This window comes from Pseudomonas sp. 2725, from assembly GCF_050434585.1.
Lineage (GTDB): Bacteria > Pseudomonadota > Gammaproteobacteria > Pseudomonadales > Pseudomonadaceae > Aquipseudomonas > Aquipseudomonas jessenii.
The window spans coordinates 494,868-519,074 of record NZ_JBNDIV010000003.1 but is presented as its reverse complement, the minus strand read 5'-3'; the positions used below and the strand labels follow the sequence as shown (position 1 = coordinate 519,074).

The 24,207-nt window shown below is 56.2% G+C and carries 25 protein-coding genes; 13 read left to right on the top strand and 12 right to left on the bottom strand.

Annotated elements, in window-relative coordinates:
* Positions 1 to 7 precede the first annotated feature (7 nt).
* The 7 genes from ABIE16_RS10095 (at position 8) to ABIE16_RS10065 (ending at position 8,263) form a co-directional block, all read left to right on the top strand.
* Positions 8 to 658, top strand: a complete 651-nt coding sequence (locus ABIE16_RS10095; protein ID WP_429521026.1) for a DUF2460 domain-containing protein — start codon at positions 8 to 10, stop codon at positions 656 to 658.
* The gene (locus tag ABIE16_RS10090) at positions 616 to 1,518 is read left to right on the top strand and encodes a DUF2163 domain-containing protein (RefSeq protein WP_429521025.1); all 903 of its coding nucleotides are present in this window, start codon (positions 616 to 618) and stop codon (positions 1,516 to 1,518) included. The genes ABIE16_RS10095 and ABIE16_RS10090 overlap by 43 nt, the downstream gene beginning before the upstream one ends.
* On the top strand, positions 1,515 to 1,973 hold the full coding sequence (locus ABIE16_RS10085; protein WP_429521024.1) for an NlpC/P60 family protein: 459 nt from the start codon (positions 1,515 to 1,517) through the stop codon (positions 1,971 to 1,973). The genes ABIE16_RS10090 and ABIE16_RS10085 overlap by 4 nt, the downstream gene beginning before the upstream one ends.
* Positions 1,957 to 4,494, top strand: a complete 2,538-nt coding sequence (locus ABIE16_RS10080) for a phage tail protein (RefSeq protein WP_429521023.1) — start codon at positions 1,957 to 1,959, stop codon at positions 4,492 to 4,494. Before ABIE16_RS10085 ends, ABIE16_RS10080 begins: the two co-directional genes overlap by 17 nt.
* A gap of 12 nt (positions 4,495 to 4,506) precedes the next feature.
* Positions 4,507 to 7,461, top strand: a complete 2,955-nt coding sequence (locus ABIE16_RS10075; RefSeq protein ID WP_429521022.1) for a hypothetical protein — start codon at positions 4,507 to 4,509, stop codon at positions 7,459 to 7,461.
* Positions 7,462 to 7,560: 99 nt separating this feature from the next.
* Positions 7,561 to 7,986, top strand: a complete 426-nt coding sequence (locus tag ABIE16_RS10070; protein WP_429521021.1) for a cell wall hydrolase — start codon at positions 7,561 to 7,563, stop codon at positions 7,984 to 7,986.
* Between the two features lie 85 nt (positions 7,987 to 8,071).
* A complete protein-coding gene (locus tag ABIE16_RS10065; protein WP_429521020.1) occupies positions 8,072 to 8,263 on the top strand; it encodes a hypothetical protein in 192 nt (63 codons plus the stop codon).
* A gap of 149 nt (positions 8,264 to 8,412) precedes the next feature.
* Here the strand turns inward: ABIE16_RS10065 and ABIE16_RS10060 are convergent, their stop codons facing one another.
* From ABIE16_RS10060 to ABIE16_RS10050, 3 genes are all read right to left on the bottom strand, one after another.
* Positions 8,413 to 9,270 (bottom strand): hypothetical protein, encoded by an 858-nt coding sequence (locus ABIE16_RS10060; RefSeq protein ID WP_429521019.1) that lies wholly within the window; start codon positions 9,268 to 9,270, stop codon positions 8,413 to 8,415.
* A gap of 110 nt (positions 9,271 to 9,380) precedes the next feature.
* Positions 9,381 to 10,013, bottom strand: coding sequence for a hypothetical protein (locus ABIE16_RS10055; protein ID WP_429521018.1), 633 nt, complete (start codon positions 10,011 to 10,013; stop codon positions 9,381 to 9,383).
* Entirely contained in the window at positions 10,014 to 10,913 is a 900-nt protein-coding gene (locus ABIE16_RS10050; RefSeq protein ID WP_429521017.1) for a nucleotidyltransferase domain-containing protein, read from the bottom strand.
* Positions 10,914 to 11,218: 305 nt separating this feature from the next.
* On the opposite strand from ABIE16_RS10050, the gene ABIE16_RS10045 reads away from it, so the two are divergent.
* Complete coding sequence (locus ABIE16_RS10045; protein WP_429521016.1) at positions 11,219 to 11,587, top strand: 4-fold beta flower protein; 369 nt, start codon at positions 11,219 to 11,221, stop codon at positions 11,585 to 11,587.
* 340 nt (positions 11,588 to 11,927) lie between these two features.
* Here ABIE16_RS10045 and ABIE16_RS10040 read toward each other — a convergent pair whose 3' ends face one another.
* The 4 genes from ABIE16_RS10040 to ABIE16_RS10025 all read right to left on the bottom strand — a co-directional run bounded on the left by ABIE16_RS10040 (position 11,928) and on the right by ABIE16_RS10025 (position 15,399).
* Entirely contained in the window at positions 11,928 to 12,638 is a 711-nt protein-coding gene (locus ABIE16_RS10040) for a hypothetical protein (RefSeq protein WP_429521015.1), read from the bottom strand.
* A 196-nt stretch (positions 12,639 to 12,834) separates the two neighbouring features.
* Entirely contained in the window at positions 12,835 to 13,677 is an 843-nt protein-coding gene (locus ABIE16_RS10035) for a TIR domain-containing protein (protein WP_429521014.1), read from the bottom strand.
* A 121-nt stretch (positions 13,678 to 13,798) separates the two neighbouring features.
* Positions 13,799 to 14,008: a hypothetical protein gene (locus tag ABIE16_RS10030; protein WP_429521013.1), complete on the bottom strand. Its 210-nt coding sequence runs from the start codon at positions 14,006 to 14,008 to the stop codon at positions 13,799 to 13,801.
* A gap of 518 nt (positions 14,009 to 14,526) precedes the next feature.
* On the bottom strand, positions 14,527 to 15,399 hold the full coding sequence (locus ABIE16_RS10025) for a hypothetical protein (protein WP_429521012.1): 873 nt from the start codon (positions 15,397 to 15,399) through the stop codon (positions 14,527 to 14,529).
* Positions 15,400 to 16,291: 892 nt separating this feature from the next.
* Between ABIE16_RS10025 and lpxO the strand changes: the two genes are divergently transcribed.
* Entirely contained in the window at positions 16,292 to 17,191 is a 900-nt protein-coding gene (gene lpxO / locus ABIE16_RS10020) for a lipid A hydroxylase LpxO (RefSeq protein ID WP_090455335.1), read from the top strand.
* Between the two features lie 54 nt (positions 17,192 to 17,245).
* Here lpxO and ABIE16_RS10015 read toward each other — a convergent pair whose 3' ends face one another.
* Positions 17,246 to 18,097 (bottom strand): Ku protein, encoded by an 852-nt coding sequence (locus ABIE16_RS10015; protein ID WP_429521011.1) that lies wholly within the window; start codon positions 18,095 to 18,097, stop codon positions 17,246 to 17,248.
* A 193-nt stretch (positions 18,098 to 18,290) separates the two neighbouring features.
* On the opposite strand from ABIE16_RS10015, the gene ABIE16_RS10010 reads away from it, so the two are divergent.
* From ABIE16_RS10010 to ilvA, 3 genes are all read left to right on the top strand, one after another.
* On the top strand, positions 18,291 to 18,638 hold the full coding sequence (locus tag ABIE16_RS10010) for a hypothetical protein (RefSeq protein WP_090455332.1): 348 nt from the start codon (positions 18,291 to 18,293) through the stop codon (positions 18,636 to 18,638).
* Positions 18,639 to 18,705: 67 nt separating this feature from the next.
* Positions 18,706 to 19,887 (top strand): PQQ-dependent sugar dehydrogenase, encoded by a 1,182-nt coding sequence (locus ABIE16_RS10005; RefSeq protein WP_429521010.1) that lies wholly within the window; start codon positions 18,706 to 18,708, stop codon positions 19,885 to 19,887.
* Between the two features lie 204 nt (positions 19,888 to 20,091).
* A complete protein-coding gene (gene ilvA, locus ABIE16_RS10000; RefSeq protein WP_429521009.1) occupies positions 20,092 to 21,105 on the top strand; it encodes a threonine ammonia-lyase, biosynthetic in 1,014 nt (337 codons plus the stop codon).
* Between the two features lie 64 nt (positions 21,106 to 21,169).
* On the opposite strand, the gene eco is transcribed toward ilvA, so the two are convergent.
* Positions 21,170 to 21,652 (bottom strand): serine protease inhibitor ecotin, encoded by a 483-nt coding sequence (gene eco, locus ABIE16_RS09995; protein WP_090455325.1) that lies wholly within the window; start codon positions 21,650 to 21,652, stop codon positions 21,170 to 21,172.
* Positions 21,653 to 21,928: 276 nt separating this feature from the next.
* On the opposite strand from eco, the gene ABIE16_RS09990 reads away from it, so the two are divergent.
* Positions 21,929 to 22,195, top strand: a complete 267-nt coding sequence (locus tag ABIE16_RS09990; protein ID WP_057714758.1) for a DUF1652 domain-containing protein — start codon at positions 21,929 to 21,931, stop codon at positions 22,193 to 22,195.
* Here ABIE16_RS09990 and ABIE16_RS09985 read toward each other — a convergent pair.
* From ABIE16_RS09985 to ABIE16_RS09975, 3 genes are all read right to left on the bottom strand, one after another.
* Complete coding sequence (locus ABIE16_RS09985) at positions 22,192 to 22,587, bottom strand: hypothetical protein (RefSeq protein ID WP_057714759.1); 396 nt, start codon at positions 22,585 to 22,587, stop codon at positions 22,192 to 22,194. The genes ABIE16_RS09990 and ABIE16_RS09985 overlap by 4 nt on opposite strands.
* Before the next feature lie 91 nt (positions 22,588 to 22,678).
* Positions 22,679 to 22,945 (bottom strand): DUF2790 domain-containing protein, encoded by a 267-nt coding sequence (locus ABIE16_RS09980; protein WP_218495713.1) that lies wholly within the window; start codon positions 22,943 to 22,945, stop codon positions 22,679 to 22,681.
* A gap of 307 nt (positions 22,946 to 23,252) precedes the next feature.
* Positions 23,253 to 24,197 (bottom strand): carbohydrate kinase family protein, encoded by a 945-nt coding sequence (locus tag ABIE16_RS09975; RefSeq protein ID WP_429521008.1) that lies wholly within the window; start codon positions 24,195 to 24,197, stop codon positions 23,253 to 23,255.
* Positions 24,198 to 24,207 lie beyond the last annotated feature (10 nt).

The window sequence follows — 24,207 nt, the reverse complement described above, 5'->3', positions numbered from 1 at the left end:
GGAAATCATGCCATTAGGTCCGTTCTGGCCAGCACGCTGGATAGCCAGTTATCCAGATGTGGGTGAGGTGATCGATGGGGTGTTGCCGCGCCTGCCGGGGCAAACACTGTTGTCGAAAAAGGCACCGGAGTGGAGCACGGGGGTGCAAAAGGCGGCCAGCGGCCGGCGGCGCACTACCGCGTATTACTCGGCGCCCTTGTGGTCGTTTCAGATCAGCTACAACGCGGTGCGCAAACGGCCGAGTCTGGATGAGTGGACGCGGTTGATGGACTTCTTCAACAGCCGCAAAGGCCAGTTCGGCGAGTTCCTGTACTTCGATCGCTCCGACCACCTGGTGAAACTTCAGCGGTTCGGTACCGGCGACGGCACCACCGTCACCTTTCAGCTTTCCCGTGCCATCGGCAGTTGGGTCGAGCCGGTGTATGGCGTCGTCAACATTGATGCGCTGACGGTCGGTGGAGCACCGGTTTCGAGCTACAACGTGGACGAGCTGGGGCGCATCACTTTTGCCGTGCCACCCCCCAACGGGGCGTCACTGGTGTGGAGCGGCGCGTTCTATTTCCGCTGTGCCTTCGAAGCCGACTCGCTGGATGGCACCCAGCCGTTCCGGACGATTTGGGAAATGAAGAACATCGCCTTTACGAGTATCAAACCATGATCGATGCCAGCCCAGAGTTGAAGCAATTCCTGACCACGGCGCGTAGCTTCGTGATGGCCGACCTGTACACGATTGCCTTGGCCAGCGGCCAGGTGCTGCGCTACACCGATGCCGGCCTGCAGATTTACCACGCCGGACAGAACTACTCGGCCAGCGGCCCGCTGATCAAGCGCACTGGCGTGCGTGCGGTGCGCGGCATCGAGGTGGATACCCTGAACGTCACCTTCACCGCCGGACTGAACGACACGGTGTTGGGGGAGTCGGTGCTGCCCTTCATTGCCGGCGGCGGCTTCGATGGCGCGACGTTGATTCTGGCCCGGGCCTTCATGGCGGATTGGGGCCAGCCGGTGATTGGAGCGGTGACGCGCTTCATCGGCCGGGTCGCCGAGGTCGATCCCGTCGATCGTGAGCAGGCAACGGTGACGGTCAAGTCGCCGATGGAGTTGCTGGATACCAAAGTCCCTCGGGGCGTGTATCAGCCGTCGTGTTTGCGCACGGTGTACAGCGCCGATTGCGGGGTGAATCGGGCGTTGTTCCAGACAGCCGGCACCGTCCAGGCCGGCGGTAATACCGCCTTGCGGATCAACTCCAACGTGATGGCGGAGCAGGGCTGGTTCGACCAGGGCGTGATTCGCTTCGTCAACGGGGCGAACGCCGGTGTGGCCCGCACGGTGCGCCGGCAGACTGGAGACGGGGCGGTCACGATGATCCTCGGCGTGCCCGCGGTGCCCGTCCCTGGTGACCAGTTCCTGATTTATCCGGGCTGCCCGCGCACGCTGGATGCCTGCACCCATAAGTTTGGCAACCGCGCACGTTATCGCGGCATGCCCTTCATCCCGGTCGCGGAGACGTCCATATGAATGCGCTTGAAGCTCAACAGCGGGCGGCAGTGGTGGCCGAGGCCGAACGCTGGCTGTGCACGCCGTACCAGCACCGTCAGCACTTGCTGGGTGTTGGGGTCGACTGTGCCTGGCTGCTGATTGAAGTCTACAACGCGGTCGGGTTGATGCCCTTGATTGACCCCGGACCCTATGCCCAGGACTGGCACCTGCATCGCAGCGAGGAACGCTACCTGGACTGGCTCGACCGGTACGGCCACCCGGTGGAGACACCACAACGCGGCGACATGGCGGTGTGGCGTTTCGGCCGCACCTACAGCCACGGCGCGGTGGTGATCGATGAGCACCGGGTCATCCATGCCTACCGCGATATCGGCGTGGAATACGCGGACATGCGCGAAGAACGGCTGGCCAGCCAGCAGGTGCGTTATTACACACTCAATCTATATGGAGTCAGCGATGGGGGGCAGCAGTAGCACCATTTCCACCAGCGCCACGCGCATCAATGCGCTGCAAGTGCAGAGCAGTGCCAGCGGCAAGCCGATCGCCTGGATCGCCGGCCGAAATCGCATCAGTCCCAACCTGATTTACTACACCGACTTCGAAGCCGTGGCGAAGACCACGAAGAAGAAATCGGGCGGCAAGGGCGGCGGCGGGGCGACCCAGAAAGACACCACCTACACCTACTACGCGGCGCTGATCCTTGCGATCGGTCGTGGAACGTTGGGTGCGGTTCACCGCGTTTTTCGTGACAAGGAAGTGTTTACTGAAACGGTCATCAATGGGGTGACACAGTCGGCCTTGGCTCAGGCGGGTTTCAGCTTTGCCCGAGGTGACCGGGACCAACCGGTGTGGGGCTTTCTTCAAACCAAGCATCCCGCCGAGGCCATCGCCTACGCGGACACGGCCTATGTGTATGCCGGTCGGTACCTGCTCAACGACAGCGCCGGGGTGCAGAACCACACGTTCGAGGTGGACGGTCCCTATCAAGTGCCGGGGTTGCCGGACGCCAATCCCGGGGAGTTCTTGCCAGGGTTACTGCTCGATCCTTTGGACGGCATTGGATTCCACCCATGGTGGGTTGCCGACCTGAGCAATTATCGCAATTACTGTTTGGCCGAAAACCTGTTGTTGAGCCCGGTGCTCGATGAGCAGTCACCGGCCAGTGAAGCGATCGCTCGCTGGCTGCAACTGACCAACAGTGAATTGGTCTGGTCGGCCGGTCAGCTCAAGGTCATTCCCTATGGCGATCAGGTCGTGACCGGCAACGGCGTGACCTGGTACCCGGATGTCACGCCAGTGGCCGATCTGACCGATGATGATTTTCTGGCCGAGGAAGGCGAGCCACCGGTCTCACTCAAGATCAAGAGCCAGGCCGACAGCTACAACGAAGTCTCGCTGGAGATCCTCGATCGCGCTCATGAGTACAACACTGACGTGGTGCGCGGCACTGATCAGGCGGCCATCGAGCAGTTCGGCTCGCGACCGATGGAGACAATCAAGGCCTATGAGATCTGCGATGTGGCGATCGGCGCGCATGCCGCGCAATTGCTGGTGCAGCGCAAGCTTTATGTGCGCAATGAATACCAGTTTTCCCTGGGCTGGCAGCATGTGCTGCTGGAGCCGATGGATCTGGTCACCATCACCGAACCAGGCTTAAACCTGCAGCAGCGCTTGGTCCGTTTGATCTCGGTCGAGGAGGACGAAGAGGGCAAGTTGGCGGTGGTCGCCGAGGATGCGTTGTTGGGTGTCGGCAGCGCGCCCAACTACCCGGTGCAAAGCAAGAGCGGCTTTCAGGGCAATCAGAACGCCGCACCCGGTCCGGTCCTGGCACCGATCATGTTCAACCCACCGGAAAGCCTGTTGCTCGCCGGTGAGTTGCAAGTGTGGGGCGCCGTGGCCGGTGCGAGCCCCAACTGGGGTGGCTGCGAGATCTGGATCAGTGCTGACGGTGACAGCTATCGGATGGCTGAAACCATCTATGGTCGGGCGCGTATGGGGCAGCTTTCCGCCGCCCTGGCCGCCGGCAGCGATCCGGACACGGTCCATACCTTGTCCGTGCAACTGGCGGTACCGGACGAACTGACGGCCGCGACTACCGCCGAGGCCGACAGCGGCGCCACCCTGTGCTGGGTGGACGGAGAACTGCTCAGCTATCGCGATGCCACGCTGACCGGCGTGGGGGCCTATCAGTTGGGCTACCTGCGACGCGGGCGGCTGAGCTCGGCGGTGGCCAGTCATCCAAGCGGAGCTCCGTTTGTGCGCCTGGACGACGCGGTCTGGAAATACAGCTATGCCCGGGATCAGATCGGCAGCACGGTGTGGGTCAAGTTTCGCTCCTTCAACGTGTATGGTCGGGCGTTGGAGGATCTGGCGGACGTCACGGCGTACAGCGTCACCTTGTCGCCCGCGCGGGTGGTACCGGCGCCGGCACAGAACCTGGCATTGGTCGGCACATTCGAAGCGCCGTATTTCACCGTCAGCTGGACGGCGGGAGCTCGGGCTGAGGATCGGCTGGTGCGGATTCGCAACGCAGGCAGCAATGCGCTGCTGCGTCAGGTGACGACCACCAGCACGGCCTTCACCTACCAACGCGCGGATGCGCTGGTCGATGGTGCGCTGATTCGCAGCTACCGCGTCGAGATCATCGAGCGCAACGCCGCTGGCAGCGCGCCGCTGGCCTCGCTGTTGGTCACCAACATGGCACCGGCGGCCGTGAGCGGGACAGTGGCCACCGTGAGCGGTACCACGGCTGATGTGAGTTGCGATGCAAGCAACGCGGCAGACGCTGCCGGCTACCTGTTTGTGTACTCAACGGTCGCCGATTTTGATCCGGCCATTGACGGAACGGTTGGCTACCAAGGCATGTCCCGAGCGGGGCAGATCACGGGCTTAACCGCCGGCACGACCTACTACCTTTGCGCCGCCGCTTACGACACCTGGAGCAGCACCCGCAGTCAGCTCAACTTTGCCCCGGCAATTACCTTCAACACTTGATAGAGACTCGATATGCAACCTATTCAATTCTTCGCCGCCAGGGCTGAGGACGGTGCTCTGCTGCCTGGTGCAACGATAAACGTGTACATCAGCGGTACCTCGACTCTGGCGCATTTGTACAGTGACGAGAACACGTATGTGCCGCTGGCGAATCCCGTGTATGCCGATGGCAATGCGGGAGTGTTCTTCTACACGAAAGAGCGAAAGATTGACGTTGCGATCAGTCGCGGTGGTTATGTGGCGCCTTTGTTGCGGGGGATTGTCACCACCGATCCCGGCGACGTGTTGAACGCGGCGGTCTCTGCTGCCGACCGTGCAGAGGCTGCCCGGGATGCGGCCCAGCTTTCGTCGGGGATCTACCCCAATACCTCAGCGGGCATCAGCAACACCGCATCCGGTCGCTATTTCAGCGTGCCAAGCCCTGAGTGGAGTCAATCGCTGATCCTGTACTTGAACAACGGCGGCGTGCCGCTTGAAATCAAGCGGTATCCCAGCAGCGCCATTCTGGACATTGCCCGGCGGAGTAACTACCAGCTGTCCGGGCGCACGACGAAGGTCGAGAAGGGGGCCTCGAGTCTGGATTTCACGGTGAGCTGGGGCCGGCTCTACTTCTTTACCGGCACGGGCAAGGCGCGGGCCAACGTTCAAGCTGTGACTGACCTGGTGGTGCCGGACGGTAAATGTGCTTATGTGGATCTGGCCGAGCCCTTGGTCGGCGGCGAGTACCTTGTGCATGTGTCGTCGCTCCCGCTGACGGCGATTGCTAACCCGCCAGGGTCCTACATCGAAGACAGCAAAATTATTCTGTTCACCTGCCTGAACGGCATCGTCGGTGGGGCGCTGTATCCCCAGTACCACTCCGTGGGTGATGGGGTGGTGTCGCGTGCGGCCTTGACCGGTTCGTTGCAGAACACCGTGGACCGGGCCGGCTGGCACGTGGTCGGCCGGGCCACCAAACTGCAGCGCAACGTGGGTACGCCAAGCACCTACGCGATCAGTTTTTCGGAACTGACGGTCACCGGTGGTTTGACCTTTGCGTCGAAAAAGGTCGCCCCCGTCAGTGGCCAGAATGTGCCGTTCGGCGAAGCGATCTATGTCGATCTCGACAGCGCACCCAATGAGAGCGGTCAGCTGGTTCCGCAAGTCACGACCGGTGGTTTTACGGCCGGGATGCTGGCCTCCGGTGCGTTCGTCACGGATCGCAAGGTGTATCTGCTCATCAACGGCACCTCCGGGCTTGGTGGCCCACTGGCCCGGCAGGAAGCCTCCGTTGATTCCATTGATCAAACGTTGAAGAACCGCACGGTGCGTGCGGCCTATCAGGTGATTGGCGACATTAGCCGGTTCCTTCTCAGCGGAACGGCGTGCGTCATGTCGTTCGGCGATCTTCGTGTTGCGCGGGGGGTGGGCAACACTACGCTGGTGATCGCGGGTCTTACGGATGTGGCGGTGCCCCAAGGCCAGGCGCTTTACGTCGATCTTGGCGCCGAGCTGGTCGGCGGGAAGTTGGTGGCCGAGGTCACCACCGCCGGCTATTCGAGTGTCGGCGGCAGCATCGCTTCCGGCGCATTCGTCGATGACAACAAGCTCTACCTGTTTATCAATGATTCGACCGGGTATGGCGGTGCGCTGGCCAATCGAAGGCCGCTGAACACGTACCTGGGCGAGGTCTGGCTGAAACAGGCGCCGATCAAAATCACCTTTGACCCGGCTACCCGAACGCTGGCCTGGGACAACTATTTGATTCTGCCCACTAACAGTGGGCAGGGGCGCATCAAGGTCGCCCCCGGCTCGTTTTCTTTCACTAGCACCGGCTTCAACGTTGCCTACCTTGACCTGTCGGCCACGGTAACGACCGGCGACACCCCGGCTACGGCAGTGAAGGGCGGGGTGTATTACGAGTCTCCCAGCCCTGACCGCTTTCGAGGCCTGCCCAATCAACTGCCGATGTTCTACTGGAACGGCGCTAACGACTTCGGGTCGCTCTGTGGTTTTCCGCGTGCATCCGAGCCGGGCGCGACGGTGGTTACGACGCTGGCGCCAGATGATGTCGTGGTCAAGGTCGGGGCGACTCTGGTCAGCACTTTTATCAAAGGCAGCAAGGCCACCTCGAAAAAGTACTTAGAGTTCACTCTGGGCTATGAGTACAAGCCGTTTGACCCTACCGGGGCGGATGCCTATGGCAATGCGGATTTGTGGCGGTTGAAGCACGCCTACGAGGCCGACTTGGACCCGGTGGCGATCTCGTTCGTCCGCTCGCGTTCGGGCAAGGCGCTGCTCAATGGTGGCGAGATTACTTGCGCGATCAAGGAGCAGGGTGCGCTGGACTACATCGGTGGCTTTCACGGCGATGAGGTCAAGAGCACGGCAATATTGCTGCTCGATGGCGTCGAAATCCCGATGGGCACGGTGGCGACCTACGTCGGCAAGAAGTTGCAGTATGTCCAGCGCTCGACGCTGTTCAAGTGCAACACCCAAACGGCGGTGGCCACAAGGTCGCAGAGCTTGGTGCTCAGTCATGAAAATGGCCACGCGAAGATCGACATGTCGCAAAAGGTCGTGTGGTCGCAATCGCTGGTGCTGGAGGCCGCAATGCTCACCATGCTGCCGATCAAGCGTCTACTGGATGACTCGACGGGTGAGGTGATTACCAATACCGCGCTGCGCTCGCCCTACGTTGGCAAAGAGGATGTGTCTGTCGAGGGCTTTCCGCAGGTAGCCACTTTGGGGTGGTTGCCTGATTCCCAGATTTGGGGGCCTACCGGGATCTCCGCGAGCGTTCAGATCTTGAAGCATCCTGGGTATGCCGATTGCGGTTTCTATGTGGCCAACGCGCCGTTCTACAACAAAGACTATTACAGCGTTGCCGGCAGCGCAGTCAGCACCATGGGCGGCGTCACGCACACGACTCAGCCCGGAGAAACCTGGAACGTGGACAGCGTCATCAAGATGACTACCAATCTCTGATCTAGCGCCAGACAGGGACGGAAATCCGTCCGGCAGTACCGTTTCGTAGAAGAGCCATGCCCGCCGAATGCGGGTTTTTTTTTCGCCTGGAGAAAAGTGATGACTACAACAGAGAGAGACCGCGACATCCTTGCACGCACGCTGTGGGGTGAGGCCCGTGGTGAAAGCCTCGCCGGCCAGATCGCGGTGGCCTGGACCATCCGCAACCGGGTGAACGATGGCAAGACCAAGTCGTGGTGGGGTGAGGGCTATGCCGGTGTGTGCCAAAAACCCTACCAGTTCAGTTGCTGGAACAGGAACGACCCGAACTTCGCTTACCTGAGTGGCGCGAATCAGATTCCTTTCCGCGAGTTTGCTCAGGCGCAGATCGCTGCCGACCAGGTGCTGGCGGGCAAGGTGTCAGATCCGACCGGTGGGGCGACCCATTACTACGCGACCACCATGCCAAAACCGCCTATGTGGATTAAGGGCGCCAAGCAGACGCTGAAGCTCGGGCACCACATTTTCTTCAAGGATGTGCCGTGAGCCCCACGGCACTGATGTTTGCGTATTACCAGGTCGCGCTGAAGACGCTGGCCTGAACCTTTCCCAACACCTGAGGCAACAAAATATGCAACTGATTAGTAATTGGAAAGATGCTTTGAAGATGTCCAGCGTTCAGACTGGCGGTGCGATTGCAGCGCTGGGTATTGCTGAGCAGATGCTACCTCAGCTGCAGGCGGTACTACCGCCTGCAGCCTACGGCGTGCTGGGCATTTTGGTGATGCTGGCACGGGTGATCTTGCAGCCCAAGCTGAGATAGTATGTTCGAGGGCAATAGAGTCTTCGTCGGAAGGATTGAACGGGGCGGGGCTAAGATCTTCTGACATCGCGCTTCCTCCTTACACAGGAAAAGCGTGGCCCAAGAGATGCTCCAACCGTAAAGGGTACGCAAAAAAAGCATGGGCGGGCTTAAAGGGGGCGAACAAAATTTCTTTCGGTCGCCTCCCAGATTGTTGCAGCTTCGATGAAAGCCTTCAGCGTTTCCTGAATGCAGTGGTATAGGGCTTCAGTTTTTCTGTCTAAAGTTTGTGCGAGCGATACTTCTTCTATCTTGTGCGAGTTGAGGTCTTCACCTCCGCCTAGCAGAAAAACCCCTCTGGAACTGACATTAAAGAAGCCCCCTGAGACAAACTCATAGTGGGCAATTCTATCGCGAACAGAGGGGGCCGCGCGGTCCTCTGAAAGAACGAATTTAAAAGCATCAAGATATTTTTCGTGAACCGTGCTAATAGCCTTGGCGACTTCTTGAGGTTTTTTACTTTCGAGGAATTTTGGAAGAGTCCTAAAGGAAGTGCACGCATTTTTGAAGTAGGCTGCGATGGCTCTAGCGAATTGATCCAGACATCTCCGATATGAAAGTACATATGCTTGATACTCAAAATCTAAAGTGGAAGGGCTGCCTACTCCAGTTTGCATCCTACCCATTATTTTAGGTAGGTCGTATTGTTTGAAAATATTAAGTATGTTGTTCTCGATGCTCTCAAGTTGTTTTTGATGGTAAAGAAGGCATGAAAATGAATACTTTACGTTACTTTGTATTCCGTTTACTAATAAGAGATACCAATGATTTTTTTTGGGGTCTCTTCTAAGTTCTGAAATGAATTCAGATGAATGCGCATAGATAAAAAATTCGTGAAAAGGGTCGTTGTATTTTCCCTCAAGCTCTCTGATGGAGGTGCTTTTTACGGCTTCAAAGCAAGCTTGATAGTCTGGGTTTGATTTGCATGCATCTACATCTTCAAGAAATTTCAGAAAATCTGCATCCATAGTCACTGCACACCTTAAATCTAGTTAAATTGCCAAACGAACATACTCTGAGCGAGGATTCCTCGGTCGCTTCTCACCACTATTCACTTCTGTATTGCTATAGTAATGGCTTAGTTTCCGAGTTCGCGATTTGCTTGCTCATATGTGTCATATAATTTTTTGACTTTATCGCTAAGTTTGATTCCGCCTTTTGTTCCTCTGTCAGTCCAGTAATGTCCTTGGAGTTCATATGCGGGTGAACCATGAATTTCCAATGCGAAAGAACCGTGGTGTATTTCACTGCGTACTCCTTGTAGCTCAATTTTTGGCTCGTTCCTGTATACCCCAACCAGCTTAAATAAATCCTCATCTTCTTGCTGTTCAATACTGTGAGCTACAAGTACTGAGCGGGACTCTTCAGTCATTAATCGGAAGCTGAGTGAAGTTAGTGATTGCCGGATTACTGCATAGCCATATATGGGTTTTACGGCTTGCCCTGTTTCGGGGTTTGTCCAGTTGCTCTTTAGCTCAACTTTCCAAGTTCCTCTGAGGTCGGGGCGTTTAACATACCATCCTTTGAAAATTCTCCACGACCATAGGTATTTGTTAAATATCGTTACAATGAACGTAATTAAGCCAACTACGGTGCCGAATGGTTTCACGAAGTCAGCTTCAAGTACTGGCATCCCTTGATACCAGAGAGCTAGCAGCCAAACTGCAATCGTTAGCCCTATGAATGATGAAATATGAAGTCGAGTCAACATTTACTCATATCCTATATGGTCCCAAGCATCACTTATAAATTTGTGGGCTCCCTGTCTTGTCCAAGGTTGGGATGTTCTGAATAGATACTTAAGTTCGGACACTTCACCCCACTCGGAACACGTTGAATCAGTGATGGTATTGTTGAATAGTTCAGCAAGTACCGCGCGAACTATTTGTTTGTATGTCGTGAACGAAAAGCATTGTTGCGAGGCGTTGAATACTAAGCATTCGATCAAAAAGCTAGGTGTGTTCTTTGCTGATTGCACTCCTTGTTTGGCCATTTCACTTGAAAGATTTTTCAGAATCCGCACTATTCTTTTGAAGTTTCTTGATGTGTCGGTATTTTTTTTAACCCCGTTTTCGTAATGCTGCTCAGGCCAGTTTCGTATTCTTGGTGGTTTATGGTTGTCTGTGATCATTTCTACACCAGATAGGTATCGAGATGTAGATGTGTATCTTCTGTGCTCAAAAAATGGGGTTACATCTGAGTCGATGCGATATGTATTTTCTTTTATGTCAAATGATTTGGTTCCTCTCCTCACTGCTTCTCTGCCGAATTTCTGTACTAACGCCTCTTCTAGTTCGTTCTTAAACGTAAAAAAGGTATAGGTGGCGTCGGAGAAGCTTTTAGAGATGTTGGCCTTTACATTGTCGTCCGGGTAGTCGGGGAAAAATGCGTCGTAGCAGACAACTCCAATGTCAACATCGCTATCTTTTCGAATATTGACCCTGTTGCGATATGAGCCTTGGGTAAAAACGGTAATGGATCTATTCTGCAGTTTTAGGCTTGCGTGTATCGCTTCCCGGATCATTCGTTCTGCATTTTCGGCCCTGTCCTGCTCAGTTTTGCCAGGTCCCTGCGCCCAAGTCGTAAAAATGGACTCCCAGTCTCGACTCATTTGAATTCCCTAAGTGTAATGGTAGAAATAAATCGATTGAACAGGATCGGCGTGTGCGAGTGAAAATGTCAACCCTGTCCGCGATGTCGCGATGCTCTGAATTTCTATGGGGCAAAAATGGGGCAAGCCGTATGCCAATCAATGCCAAACGAACAAGAATACCGAGATGTCAATCAAGCCCTACAGCCCTTTGTTTAAGGGGGTGTAGGGCTTTTTTTCGTTAGTACTCCAACACAATCGGGGTGTGATACTGGGGGGCCGAGCTATGCTCTCGATCACATTTCTAAAGGCGGGAGGGAAAGCTTATGGCCTATGTGACTTTCTATGATCGGCAAGGCCGTGCGGTGGCTTGGTTCGATGACGAGCAGGAAAGTCCTGCCATTTATCTTTATAGCGGTAGGCCGGTTGCCTGGATCTCAGATGAGTCCGTCTATGCTTATTCGGGAGCACATCTCGGGTGGTTCATTGACGGTTGGATTCGAGACTCGCATGGTCGTGCCGTGTTCTTCACTCCAAACTGCGGCGGTGGACCAGTCCGACCTGCGCGCCATGCCTGCCCTGCGAGGGGGGCACGACAAGCGCGACCTGCACGCAGTGCTCGTCATGCTCGCCCGGCTAGGCCAGTTAGGACGACATCTTGGTCTCCGCTGAGTGGTGACGCTTTCTTTTTATGATTAGGCTTTAGGGCATATTTTGGGCAAATCAAGGGCCGTATTAGACCGCAATAGGCCGAGAGTGCATCGAGAAAACCGAGATTTTGTTGGCCTGTAGCGGCTTACGTAAATGGCCGAAGGGGTTCGAATCCCTATCCACAACTCGACTTCTAAAAGGCAACCCTTTGGCTGTTTTCGACCCATAGCTGCCGGTCAGCATCGGCAGAAATTGGCCGATTGCTGCCTGTCGCGAAGGGCAGCAACCGACCCATAGCAGCCAGTTGTGACAGGCCTCAACCGGCCAATTACTGACTCTCTGTGCGTCTACAAAACTAGGGAAACTCAAGTTAACAAGTCCACTCTAGTTGAGAGGGATCCGCTCCATCTGCAATGCGTCACTATTGTCGTTGAGGTAGCGTGCAAGCCAGTACACTTTGGACTTCACGCCGAGGTCGTTGCTATTTTCCAATGTCGAGATTATCTCGCTGCGCGCCAGCGACAAGATGGGCTCTCTGGGGGAAGGAGGGCCGAGAATTAGCGGCCCCTGCGCCAGGTAATCCATAAAGTACAAACCGTCTAAATCCTGTTTAGCCTTCCAGAGATTGTTTGCCGGTACATTGCAAGCAACGCTGATTACCGAATCGTCGAAAATCACCCTGGGGTAGATTGCAGTTCGACTTTCCAGCTCATAGGCTCTTACCAGTCCCTCGCCGAGCACCACGCTACCAGTATGATGCAGTCTTCCAACGGTAATGGCCCCCCGTGCGTATACTCCTTGCGTCAGGAGTCTTGCACATAATGTAGCGCATACAGTCGTAACAATCGTAAAACCCATGGGGTCAAGCTGGCCTGAAATTACGATATTGTCTGAGAACGTAGATACTCGAAGCATATTTTCAAAGCCTTGGGTTGCGGCCATGCTTTGGCTTAATGCTGGGTAGTGCGTAGCCATCTCATTCAAAATTTCAAGAAGTTTCTCTAGCTTTTCAGGGTTAGTGTTGATCGACCTGATGTGCTCGCGGAAACCTAAAATGTCGACGAAGGCGACATACCGCTCGTTGTAGTCAGTCACTTAATCTTTTTCCTTAAAGTGTTTTACTTTTGGGTGGCATGGATAAGTTGTCTGTTATTTTCAGTGCGGCCGTCGCGGTATTGTAGTGGTCAACAGTTCGAACGTCAGCTATTGCCGTTTGCTGCCCGTCACGAAGGGCAGCAGTCGATCCAAAGTTGCCGGTGGTGGACGGTAACTTCCGGCCAGCTGATGATCATCACTGCCAAAACCTGTTGGCATCAAAGTCCAGTTTTGCGGCTTTGAGCTCACCCACCAGTTTGGCTTTCCATCCATCCGCAGGATCCATGTCGGTATAGATGACGCCGTACAGGTCTGAAGGGATTTCCACATGACCTTTGCGCAACAGGCAAACACGGCCTCGGCCGAGCTTTGCAGCAAAGTAGCCCAGCTCAAAAATCACGTTCTGCCGCGCTCGGGCGTCCGAGGTCTCAGCCTTCACCGAAGCACCTAGATCGTCAGGCGTCAGCAACACCACCGCAAAACCAATATCGTCAGCGGTTTCCTCAAATTTCTCGATAATGGTGCGGCCCTGATCAGGCTGCTCCTTGAGAATAATGGCTTCCAATCCAAGCTTTTCGAGAAACCGCGCAAGGCCCTGGAGTGCAGCCTCATCATGCCCATGCACGACAAAAACCCGATTGGATGGCATTACCGCTGCCTTCTCGGCTGACGAGTCGATTTCAATCGACTGCTCATGATCGACAAGGTCTTCTTCCAGGGCCGCTTTAGCCTGTTTAAGCAACGCGACAGCATTGTCGATATTTCGCCGGGTAGGTGTGCTGTAGTCCACTGGACCGCGTCTAAGCGACCCCCCGTAATAGTGAAGAGTTGCCGCCCGTTCATAAAGGATAAAGGTCGCTGGTTTGTGCCCAAAGCACCTGTTTAGAGTGTCCGTGATCGCGACTTCCAACGCCGTGAGCGCTGGGCTTCTACCGTTAACCAAAACACCGATATCAAATGCTTCAAGCTCCGCGATCCGCGCGTCAAGACGTTCGATGTTTTTTTGAATAGCGGCTGGAGGGAAGGTAGGTTGAGCCATCGGGTGAGTCCCTTCTATATGCGATAAAGGACATTATCAAACAATTGGTGACCACAAGTTAAGCGAACTGAACTCTCGCCGTTTCCGGACAACCGTGAGTGGTAGCTCCTGACGATAGCCGTTACTCTGGCGTCATCATCACCGCGAGTGTCATCTTGATGAATTCCTCATTGCGGTCGATCGCCTCCAGGGCACCGCGCACGTTGTCGGCGACCTCCGCGGCTCCCCGCTGCTCGACCCAATTTGTGAGTTCCAGAATGGCCGCTTCCAGGGCGAGTTGGTTTTCATTGATCTTGAACAGAAGGGAAGGGAGCAGGTCAGCATGCGGCATCGCGAATCCTCAGTGAAGCATTCAGCGTAGCAGTCGAAGGGTGAGAGGGTGACCTGCTGCCCCCTTTCCTAAGCAAGGTTCAACTTCCCCCAAACAAAGAACCGGTAGTGCCCGTGACAGGCCTGTCTAACAGACTGCTTAAAACTTGCTACAAGGAGCAGCAATAAAATGGGATGGGCTAGGCGGGCCGGGGCGATTCATGTGGTGGATGGCTACATCCAATCCATCATTGGACCTCATCGTAGAGGTTCGCCGTATTGGAGTTTAGGGGGGGGGGGCTGATACCAATTCTGATACCAAACGGCGTTATTTAAGGTGTTTTGATGTGATTCGATGCGGCTCAAACCCTTGATTTTCCTACGCTTGACGCTACATCACGACGCCCAAAAGATCGCATAACATCCGTTGATCTCGCAAGCGACGACTTCCGGCCAGAAGCGGTCATAGCCTAACGATTACTCTAAGGGTCTGGCTTTAGCCCGGGCCAGCAGGTGAAACGAGCGTGCTTGATCACCTTATTATGTGGCGTTAAACCAAGCTGCATTATCAGGTTGTTTTAAAAGTAATTTCTTTAACAAATAGCTCGCGTTAACCGTGGCGAAAAGTCTGTTCTGGAAATGATTTTTGATATCTCTTATTTGATCTTCAAGTATATTGGACATCCTGTCGCGATTAATCTGTGCAGCACCTTTACCTTGCTGATTGTACGGCATTTGAATTCGAAATACAGTACAGCCACTACTTTGTACCATTGAGTCACGAAGTTTATCTTTTCTAACTTGCTCATCACTAAGGTGTGCTGGGCCATCGAATTCCACTACAACACTTGCTATTGGAATAAATTCAGATTTTCTCTTTTGTTGTTCTGTTTTTTGATTTGAGAGATCGTAGAAAGCTGATATACCCAAATCTATTTTCAAATCAAGCTCGAACGAGCCATTGGACTCTGAAAACTCTCTCAGCGTCTGCTTTGAAATTCTATACTCTGGCGTGAAACAAAATCCCACAAACGCATGACTTCTTTCCCCAAGCGCTAGATTTATGGGCTCAAATAATTCTTTAAGGAAGCCATCGGTGGCCAGTGTAAAATTAAATGGTCTAGATTGATTTGACCCATAATCTAAGCAGCCGACTGATACAGGATGATTTTCGGCAATACCTGCAATCACTTCAATAAGGCAATTAACACCAAATAAGCTGCACTTAGGCTGGCTACTCAGCATTGCACAGAGCAGGAGGCTTGGTCTCTCCCCGATACGCTTAGATAACTCTTGAACATCAAGAGGTTTTTTTGTTTCAAAACTAATACCGTAGCGTTCTTTTATTTGTTTCTCTAAAGGCTGTAACTGAAAAACATCACAACCATCAAGCCCTTTAATTAAGGTTGGCATAAAACTATCCTATTAAATTAATTATGCATGTGTTAATTAAAATTTTGCCCCGCACGGTACCGCCGTTCGCTTTAAGCAGATTACTAGGCACGGTGAAACGCGACATGGGCCTGCACGAAGGTTACGAAGTAACCAGCAGCGTGTCCATGGCCTTTTGAGCCGGTTGCTGCTGCTCGTAACAAGGCACTAGACAGTTTCCCCGACGGGCCGCTTCTGGCCGATTTCTGCCTGTCGCAATGTCAGATGAAATGGCAGCGTTTCTGATACCAATTCTGATACCAATCGATGCATTTTCGGGTGTTTTGGTGCGCTATGGTGAGAGGCAAGTCCCTGATTTCACTACGCTTTGAGTAACACCACAATGCCGTTTAGATCGCATCGTGATGTTAGCTGTAGAAATCAAAGGTTTTTCCTGCGAAGCATTCAGAGTAGCTAGGGTTGCGGCAGTACCGGTTCAGTACCTGTTTCCACTGTTGGGCCCCCGGGACATTCATCCCGATCGGCAGTGGAAGATCCATCTGGCATCAAGTGGACAGCAGCATGTGGCGCGCCTGGCCCGAGACAACGTGCGCTGAAAGGGGATTTTCCCGCTCTCAACCTGGGGGCGCGTAAAGTTTGGCGGCGATTGTACTGGTCTGGCTCTTTAAACGATAGGGCGATGGAGGCCTCTGTAACGCTTTGGCGGTTTTTGCGGACACATTTTCACAGTTGCGGGTTAACTATTGGTTACAAACTGTGGCTAAAATGCCATCCATCAGCTGAAGGCCGACCATCGGCGTGGTTCGATGGCATTACGGGGCCGCTGTTTCGCATTCAGTCGCTGCACAAGACCCGGGGACCGGCATGCCGGTAAAGGGCGCAGTTTGTTTATTTCCAACCTGTGACGATTTCCGTGAAACTGATCATTGCCGTTATCTACGTTGTCTCTATTGCGTACGTTCACCTGCGTGGTCGAGTGCGCCACAAGCTGGGGCGCCAGTTGAGTGATCACTCGACATTCCTGGCGCCGATCAATTGCTTTCTTTATCTGTTTTCGAAAATCCCCAACAAACCGTATCTCGATCCGGCTGATTTTCCCGACCTGAGCCCGCTGCAGGCGCATTGGGAAGAAATTCGTGCCGAAGGCCAGAATTTGCTTCACGCCGGCGAGATCAAACGTTCGAACCAATACGATGACGTCGGTTTCAACTCGTTTTTCAAGACCGGCTGGAAGCGCTTCTATCTCAAGTGGTATGGCGATAGCCACCCGTCGGCCATGAAGCTCTGCCCGCGTACCACCGAACTGGTACAGGGCATTGGCTCGATCAAGGCGGCGATGTTCGCCGAGTTGCCACCGGGCTCCAGACTGGTGCGCCACCGCGACCCGTATGCCGGTTCGTACCGTTATCACCTCGGACTGGACACACCCAACGCTGAAGGTTGCTACATCAATGTCGATGGCCAGAACTACCATTGGCGCGATGGCGAAGCGGTGATGTTCGATGAGACCTTCATTCATTACGCAGAGAACACCACGCCACGCAACCGCATCATCCTGTTCTGCGACGTCGAGCGGCCGATGAAGTATCGATGGGCAGCGGCATTCAATCGCTGGTTCAGCCGCACTGTCATGTCGGCGGCAGGTGCACCGAACGAGGACGGAGACCGCACCGGCGGAATCAACCGACTGTTCAGTAAGGTCTACAAGGTTCGCCTGCGCGCCAAGGAACTGAAAAAGCGCAACCGCAAGCTTTACTACCTCCAAAAATGGTCGATCTTTGCCGGGTTGCTGGCGGTCTTCATTCTGATCTGATTTTTTCGGTGTAGCGTACCAAGGCTTCGCGAGCAGGCCGGGATATCCAACGGATCACTTGCTGACTTTCTTCCTGGCAACCGGTTTGCTGCCCGCCTTCGGCCTGGACGCTGCTTTACCGCTGCCGAGGCTGCGCTTGAGCAGTTCGGTCAGGTCAATGACATCCGCCGTTTTGCGCTCCTCTTCACCAGTAGCGGTTTCGACGTCTTCGATCTTGCCTTCACGGGCCTTCTTGTCCACCAGGGCCATGATCTTGTCTTCGAAGCCGTCCCGATAGTCGTCCGGCGTCCACTCGGCACTCATGTCCTCCACCAGGCGTTTGGCCATGTCCCGTTCGCCCTTGGCCAGTTCGGGGTTGGTCACTTCGCTGCCCAGCGCCAGTTCATCGAGACTTCGCACCTCGGCCGGCCAGCGCAGCATCACCAGGACCAGTGCCGATTCCAGCGGCATCAATGCGGCCAGGTGCTGGCGGGTATGCAAGACCACGCGGGCGAGGGCGACCTTGCCGGTTTTGCTCAGGGTTTCGCGCAGCAGCGCATAGACCTTTCCGCCACGTTTGTCGGGAGCCAGGTAGTAAGGCGTGTCGATGTTCTGCAAGGGAATCTGCTTGCCGTCGACAAAGGAGAAAATGTCGATGGTCTGGGTCGAGAGCGGATGAGCGGAACGGATCTCCTCTTCACTGAGCACCACGTACCGGCCCTTTTCGTATTGCACGCCCTTGACGATGTGCTCCTTGGTGACTTCCTTGCCCGTCACCTTGTTGACACGCTTGTAGCCCACCGGGTCCATGCTGCGGCTGTCGAGCCAGTCGAAATCGACGCCTCGGGAGGACGTTGCGGAGACCAGCGCCACGGGGATGTGCACCAGTCCGAAGCTGATTGCGCCTTTCCAGATTGCCCGTGCCATGGTCGTCTACTCGCGAGTGATGTTCAGGTGACCTGCGGTCCTGGGCAAAAGTTTCTGTGGTCTGCGCGCCGGTTCCCCCGCCGGATCAACCGGGTGCCAGATCGTGCCGGGGAGTTTTTGGTTAACAAATCCGAACCTCGGGCGTAGCGTGGTATCGAAGTCCTTACTTACGCGGACGCAGAGAGGCACCCCCATGAACCGATACGTGTTTGGCGCCATTGCACTGGCCTTGAGTGGCGTACTTGGCTCCTTGGTCCAGGCCGACGTCTCTGCTTCGTTGCAGTTGGCCCAGAACCTGCCGGGCAGCACCAACAACAACCCTTATAACAGTCCGATTCGCCGGGCCAATCCCAACAGCATGCAAGGCACCCAACCCGGCACCCCGGCCATACGAGGACCCAATACCGTGCCGGTCCCGCGCCCGCCGACACTGGACAACGGTGGCATTGGTAATCGCTACCCCGACCGGACAGCGCCCGCCAGCCCACCGAAATTCATTCCCAATCCACCGCCTCGAGACACTGGTAGCAGCAACCGTTGAGTGGCAGGCATGACGTCTGCCCGCTACTTTTCACCAAGCCCCATTTCCATCAGAAAAGGAATCCTGCATGTTGCGTAAAAGCCTGTTGGCAACCCTCTGTGCCGGCGTATTGATCAGCGCCGCTGTCCCTGTGCTTGCCGCTGTCCCTGTGCTTGCCGCACCGGCCCAGACGATGAAAAGCGAAGATGGCACCCTTGAGGTCACCCCCATCGTGACGGGGCTGGAGCACCCCTGGGCCCTGGCATTCCTGCCGGATAGCAAAGGCATGCTGGTGACCGAACGGCCCGGCAACCTGCGACTGGTGACCGCCGAAGGCAAGTTGTCCGCACCGCTCAATGGCGTACCCACGGTCTGGGCCAAGGGGCAGGGTGGATTGCTCGACGTGGCGCTGTCGCCCGACTTCAAGCAGGACCGGATGGTCTATCTGTCCTATGCCGAAGGTGGCGGTCAGGGCGGCAAGGCCGGCACGGCGGTGGGCCGCGGCCGGCTCTCCGACGATATGACAGCGCTCAAGGATTTCCAGGTGATCCTGCGTCAGGAACCCAAGCTCTCGGTGGGCAACCATTTTGGCTCGCGGCTGGTGTTTGATCGCGACGGCTATCTGTTCGTGACCCTGGGGGAAAACAACGACCGCCCGACCGCCCAGGACCTCGACAAGCTGCAAGGCAAAGTGGTGCGAATCTACCCGGATGGCACTGTGCCCAAGGACAACCCCTTTGTCGGCCAGGCCAACGTGCGCCCGGAGATCTGGTCCTACGGGCAGCGTAACCCGCAAGGCGCCGCGCTCAACCCGTGGAACGGCACGCTGTGGGAAAACGAACACGGCCCTCAGGGCGGCGATGAAATCAACATCATCGAGCGCGGCAAGAATTACGGCTGGCCGCTGGCGACCCATGGCATCAACTACTCCGGTCAACCGATTCCCGAAGCCAAGGGTGAAATCGCCGAAGGCACCCTTGTCCCGAATCATGTCTGGGAAAAGTCCCCGGGCCTTAGTGGCATGGCGTTCTACGATGCCGATCGTTTCAAGGTCTGGCAGCGCAACGTGTTTGTCGGCGCGCTGATTAGCCAGGAACTGATCCGCCTGGAGTTCGATGGCGACAAGGTGATCCACGAGGAGCGCTTGCTCGGGGAGCTGAAAAAACGCATTCGCGACGTACGGCAGGGGCCGGACGGATACTTGTATGTTTTGACCGATGAGGAGAACGGTGGCGTTTACAAAGTGGGTTTGAAGTTGCCGGCTGACTAAGGTACCTAAAAACTTGCCATTGACTTGCCATCAACGTCCGGCTAATTTCGAGCCATGACTTCCACCGTATTGCGCTGCCAGCCAAGCATTATTACCGCCATTCCTCATTTGGCGGGCTAGCTCACGACTGCAGCACCCAACCCGCCCTCGAGGCGGGTTTTTACTTTCTGTCTCCCGGGCCCCGATCAATGTCAGGAGACGACGATGAGTTTCACAACCGATCAACAGGCCTTGCTTGAAGGCTACGTGAAAAAAATCCTTGCCGCGCCGGTCTATGAGTTGGCCGTGCGCACGCCTTTGCAACCGGCACTGGCCTTGTCCGAAGCCTTGGGCAACCAGATCCTGCTCAAGCGCGAAGACTTGCAGCCGACCTTTTCTTTCAAGATCCGCGGTGCCTACAACAAGCTGGTGCAACTGAGCGAGGCGCAAAAGGCTCGCGGCGTGGTCACGGCTTCTGCGGGCAATCATGCGCAGGGCGTGGCACTGGCGGCGCGGGAGTTGGGGATCAACGCCACCATCGTCATGCCTTGCACGACGCCGCAGTTGAAGGTCATCGGCGTGCGCAGTCGCGGCGCCGATGCGGTGTTGCACGGTGAAAGCTTTCCGTTCGCACTGGCCTGTGCGCTGGATTTGGCCCGGGAAACCGGTCGCACCTTTGTTTCACCCTTCGACGATCCGGAGGTGATCGCGGGGCAAGGCACGGTGGCAATGGAAATCCTGCGCCAGCATCAGGGGCCTCTGGATGCGATCTTCGTGCCGGTGGGTGGCGGGGGGCTGATCGCGGGTATCGCCGCCTACGTCAAATACTTGCGGCCGGAAGTTCGCGTCATTGGCGTCGAGTCGGAACATTCCGCGTGTCTGCAAGCGGCGATGCATGCCGGCGAACGGGTCGTGTTGCCGAGCGTCGGCACCTTCGCCGATGGGGTGGCGGTGGCGCAGATCGGCGCTTACGGTTTTGAGGTCTGCCGGTTTTGCGTCGATGACGTGGTGACGGTCAGTAACGATGAACTTTGCGCCGCAATCAAGAATATCTACGATGATACCCGCTCGATCACCGAACCTTCCGGTGCGCTGGCCGTGGCCGGGATCAAGAGGTACGTCGCGCAGACCGGTGCCTTGGGGCAGACCCTGGTGGCGATCGACTCGGGTGCCAACATCAATTTCGATAGTCTGGGGCACGTGGCCGAGCGCGCCGCGTTGAGTGGCGCCCCGGCATGATGCCTGGGCAGGTCGACAGCGGACGCCGCAAACGGGCGCCGCGAGGGGCCGCCGGATGGCCGGGTTATTCCTGAATGGCTTTCTCGACCTTGGTCGACGCCGACCAGATCCGATAGCGCACTTCGATGTCCTTGGGTACGTACAGCACGAGCGGCAGCTTGCTGTTGTAACGCAGCAGGAAGCCGTCACCGACCACCGGTACAAAACCCTGTTTGCTCGTGCCGCCCGGGCAGGCCATCAGCGTGCTCATCGGTCCGATGACTTTTTCCAGGCGATAGAACGGATAGCCCCAACCCTCGAGGTTCTTCTCCTCGAGAATACCGCCCAGGCGCGGGTTGTTGCAGTCGACGGTCATCGTCTTGCCGGCCAGGATCTCGACCTGGAAGTCGCTTTCCCGGGTCTGTGGCGCGAGGTGAATCACCTGGCGGGTGAACCCGCTTTCGGCCTTCGGATAGGGTGCGGTGTCTTCGAGTTTGGCGGCGTGAGCAACGCCGGCAAGCCCCAGTGCGAACAACGCTGTGCAAGCGTTAACGGTCAAAGAATTCATGATGCCTCCTTGCTTGAAGTGAAGGGCGGCATTTTCACTGTCGTGTGCAGTGAATGCAAACCCGGGATCCCCCCGTGCAAATTGCAGGGTCGCCAGGGGCGTTCATTGCAAACCGCATGGCAGGTTTAAGGTGATTCGTCTAAATCCTTGAAGTGCCGATGAACTGCACCACGAAAATCAAGGTATGTTTTATGCTGTAGGTGCCCTTGAAGCTTGCCGGGATTTCAAATGAGCAAGCATTGATCGTCGGGCCGTTTCACAAAGGAGGGAGTTGCCATGTTTCTTTCTGCCTTGGAAATTCGCAATATCATCGAAAGCAGTTTTCTGCCCAAGCGCTGCCAGTGCACGCTGTCACCGGACCTGTCGATGACCGTCAAGGTCTATGCAGACGGGCAAACCGATCAGCTCGATCTATTGGTCACCGGCATCGATGCTTCCGGGCTCAATGGTTGTCGGGAAATCAACGAGCTGATTGCCCAACTGCGTTCCAGGCAGCATCACGTAGAGGTCGAACCGCACTCTATGCTGGGCAAAGCACTCTAGTCTGCTGTTTCGGGTTCCAGGGACACGCGCCGGGTCTGGAAGAACGCCAGGCCCAGCGCCAGTTCAAACCCGACCGCCAGTAAAATGCCCGGCCCGACATGGCCGTTGAGCCATTCGGCAAAACCCAGCACGGCCAATCCCCAGCAGCCGACGACGAAGCCGAGGCTCAGCGCATTGCGGGTTGCGCAAGGAGGGGCGTTGCGAACCAGAAAAGAGAACACGCTTAACGCCCCAAACAGCACGGCGGTGCGTCGCGCGACCAACCCCACCGCGAATGAAAACTCGATATCCCAGAACGACAATAACCATTGCGGTGTCAGACCCCAGACCAGACTGAGCAAAAGACATAGGGCGGCGCAAAACAACGACAGCGTGCGAAACGACAACTGCATGGCGAATCCTTGCGGGCAGAGAGGGAGGCGCTAGAGCATAGCGCCGCAACCCTCAAAGGAATACTGCCAAGTACCAAATCAGATTTTTCGGTCAGCCCTGGTTCTCGCAAGCGTCGGAAAGTTTACGGTAGGAAATTTCTGCGGTTTTTCCCGTGTCATCGATGTACTTCATCTCGGCCTTCACCACCTTGCACTCCAGGGTGTCCGGCTCGGTCAGTGAAATCACTTTGCTGACATGCAATGGCATGCCGTAGTGATAGGGCACGGCTTGAGAGGTCGTGGTGTCATTGGCCTGAGCCAGGCCGGCAAACGCGGTGCAGGTGAGGGCGGCGGTAACCAGCAGGGTGCGAGTGTTCATCAGCGATCTCCGGTGCGGACGGAATGTCAGTTCGATGTGTCGCTTGTCGAACTTGCCGCACTGGGCGTCAGAACAGTCTGAGGGCGTGCGGTCCAGTGAAGTGTTGGATCGCACGGTTAAGCGAGGGTTAACCCGGCTGAACACCGCCTGTCGCGGATGCGCGATCCTGTATATCAGTTAAGACCATCGGGCGCCTGATAGAAAGTCATCGCGAGCAAGCTCCCACAATGCCCGAGCGTCGACACAAATGTTGTGAACGACCCGCAACCCTGTAGGAGCGAGCCTGCTCGCGAAGAGGCCCTCGAATTCAGCGCAAATCCAGTTGCTTGCGATAAGGCAAATCCGGCCCGGTCTTACTGCACGTCAGTGCCGCCGCCCGCACCGCGAACTTAAGCATGCGGTCGATCTGCTCGCGGCCCAGTTGCTTCACGCCCTCCACCGAATCCAGCTGCTGTTCGGTCAGCCAGGTAATCAGCGCCGCCTGAAAGGTATCGCCCGCGCCCACGGTGTCGGCGATTTTTACCGAACAGGCGGGGGCCGACCACGAACCATGTGCCCGACTGAACACGGTCGCGCCTTCGCCACCCCGGGTCAGGAATACCAGCTGACAGCGGTGCTGCAACCAGCCCTGGATCACCTGGGCCGGGTCCTGGCCGGGGTACAGCAGATGCAGGTCCTCGTCGCTGACCTTGATCAGGTCGGCCAGTTCCACCAGCGTTGCGATCCGTTCACGCCACAGTTCAATGTCCGGCTCCGGATTCAGGCGCACGTTCGGATCGAGGCTGATCAGGCGCTTGCCGCTTTCCCGGCGCACCAATGCCAATAGCGTGTCGGCAATCGGCTGCACCACCAGGGAAAACGAGCCGATATGCAGGCCGCGTACCTCAGGCCCGAGTGTCGGCAGGTGCTCCGGTTGCAATTGTCGATCCGCGCAACCTTCGCCACGGAAGCTGTACTGCGGCGAGCCATTGGCGCCCACGGCGACCATTGCCAGGGTGGTCGGCGCGGCAAACTCCAGCAGGTAGTCCAGGCACACGCCCTCATCTTGCAGCACTTGCAGCAGGCGCCGGCCCAAATAGTCGGTGGACAACCCGGCCAACAGCGCCGCGTCCACGCCCAAGCGGCGCAAGCCCACCGCCACGTTGAACGGCGAGCCACCGGCAATGGCCTTGAAATTCACTTTGGACGCCAGCCCACTGGCGTCGTTTTCACTGAAAAAATCGAACAGCGCTTCGCCACACACCAGGTACATAGTTGTTCAC

Bases quoted from the DNA above. Each gene is read 5' to 3' on its own strand.
- ABIE16_RS10080 (WP_429521023.1), top strand. From the start codon at position 1,957: ATGGGGGGCAGCAGTAGCACCATTTCCACCAGCGCCACGCGCATCAAT.
- ABIE16_RS10010 (WP_090455332.1), top strand. From the start codon at position 18,291: ATGAACCGATACGTGTTTGGCGCCATTGCACTGGCCTTGAGTGGCGTA.
- ABIE16_RS10065 (WP_429521020.1), top strand. From the start codon at position 8,072: ATGCAACTGATTAGTAATTGGAAAGATGCTTTGAAGATGTCCAGCGTT.
- ABIE16_RS10070 (WP_429521021.1), top strand. From the start codon at position 7,561: ATGACTACAACAGAGAGAGACCGCGACATCCTTGCACGCACGCTGTGG.
- ABIE16_RS10035 (WP_429521014.1), bottom strand. From the start codon at position 13,677: ATGGCTCAACCTACCTTCCCTCCAGCCGCTATTCAAAAAAACATCGAA.
- ilvA (WP_429521009.1), top strand. From the start codon at position 20,092: ATGAGTTTCACAACCGATCAACAGGCCTTGCTTGAAGGCTACGTGAAA.
- ABIE16_RS09975 (WP_429521008.1), bottom strand. From the start codon at position 24,197: ATGTACCTGGTGTGTGGCGAAGCGCTGTTCGATTTTTTCAGTGAAAAC.
- ABIE16_RS09990 (WP_057714758.1), top strand. From the start codon at position 21,929: ATGTTTCTTTCTGCCTTGGAAATTCGCAATATCATCGAAAGCAGTTTT.
- ABIE16_RS10050 (WP_429521017.1), bottom strand. From the start codon at position 10,913: ATGAGTCGAGACTGGGAGTCCATTTTTACGACTTGGGCGCAGGGACCT.
- ABIE16_RS09985 (WP_057714759.1), bottom strand. From the start codon at position 22,587: ATGCAGTTGTCGTTTCGCACGCTGTCGTTGTTTTGCGCCGCCCTATGT.
- ABIE16_RS10085 (WP_429521024.1), top strand. From the start codon at position 1,515: ATGAATGCGCTTGAAGCTCAACAGCGGGCGGCAGTGGTGGCCGAGGCC.
- ABIE16_RS10060 (WP_429521019.1), bottom strand. From the start codon at position 9,270: ATGGATGCAGATTTTCTGAAATTTCTTGAAGATGTAGATGCATGCAAA.
- ABIE16_RS10095 (WP_429521026.1), top strand. From the start codon at position 8: ATGCCATTAGGTCCGTTCTGGCCAGCACGCTGGATAGCCAGTTATCCA.
- ABIE16_RS10030 (WP_429521013.1), bottom strand. From the start codon at position 14,008: ATGCCGCATGCTGACCTGCTCCCTTCCCTTCTGTTCAAGATCAATGAA.
- ABIE16_RS10025 (WP_429521012.1), bottom strand. From the start codon at position 15,399: ATGCCAACCTTAATTAAAGGGCTTGATGGTTGTGATGTTTTTCAGTTA.
- ABIE16_RS10045 (WP_429521016.1), top strand. From the start codon at position 11,219: ATGGCCTATGTGACTTTCTATGATCGGCAAGGCCGTGCGGTGGCTTGG.
- ABIE16_RS10075 (WP_429521022.1), top strand. From the start codon at position 4,507: ATGCAACCTATTCAATTCTTCGCCGCCAGGGCTGAGGACGGTGCTCTG.
- eco (WP_090455325.1), bottom strand. From the start codon at position 21,652: ATGAATTCTTTGACCGTTAACGCTTGCACAGCGTTGTTCGCACTGGGG.
- ABIE16_RS10055 (WP_429521018.1), bottom strand. From the start codon at position 10,013: ATGTTGACTCGACTTCATATTTCATCATTCATAGGGCTAACGATTGCA.
- ABIE16_RS10005 (WP_429521010.1), top strand. From the start codon at position 18,706: ATGTTGCGTAAAAGCCTGTTGGCAACCCTCTGTGCCGGCGTATTGATC.
- ABIE16_RS09980 (WP_218495713.1), bottom strand. From the start codon at position 22,945: ATGAACACTCGCACCCTGCTGGTTACCGCCGCCCTCACCTGCACCGCG.
- ABIE16_RS10015 (WP_429521011.1), bottom strand. From the start codon at position 18,097: ATGGCACGGGCAATCTGGAAAGGCGCAATCAGCTTCGGACTGGTGCAC.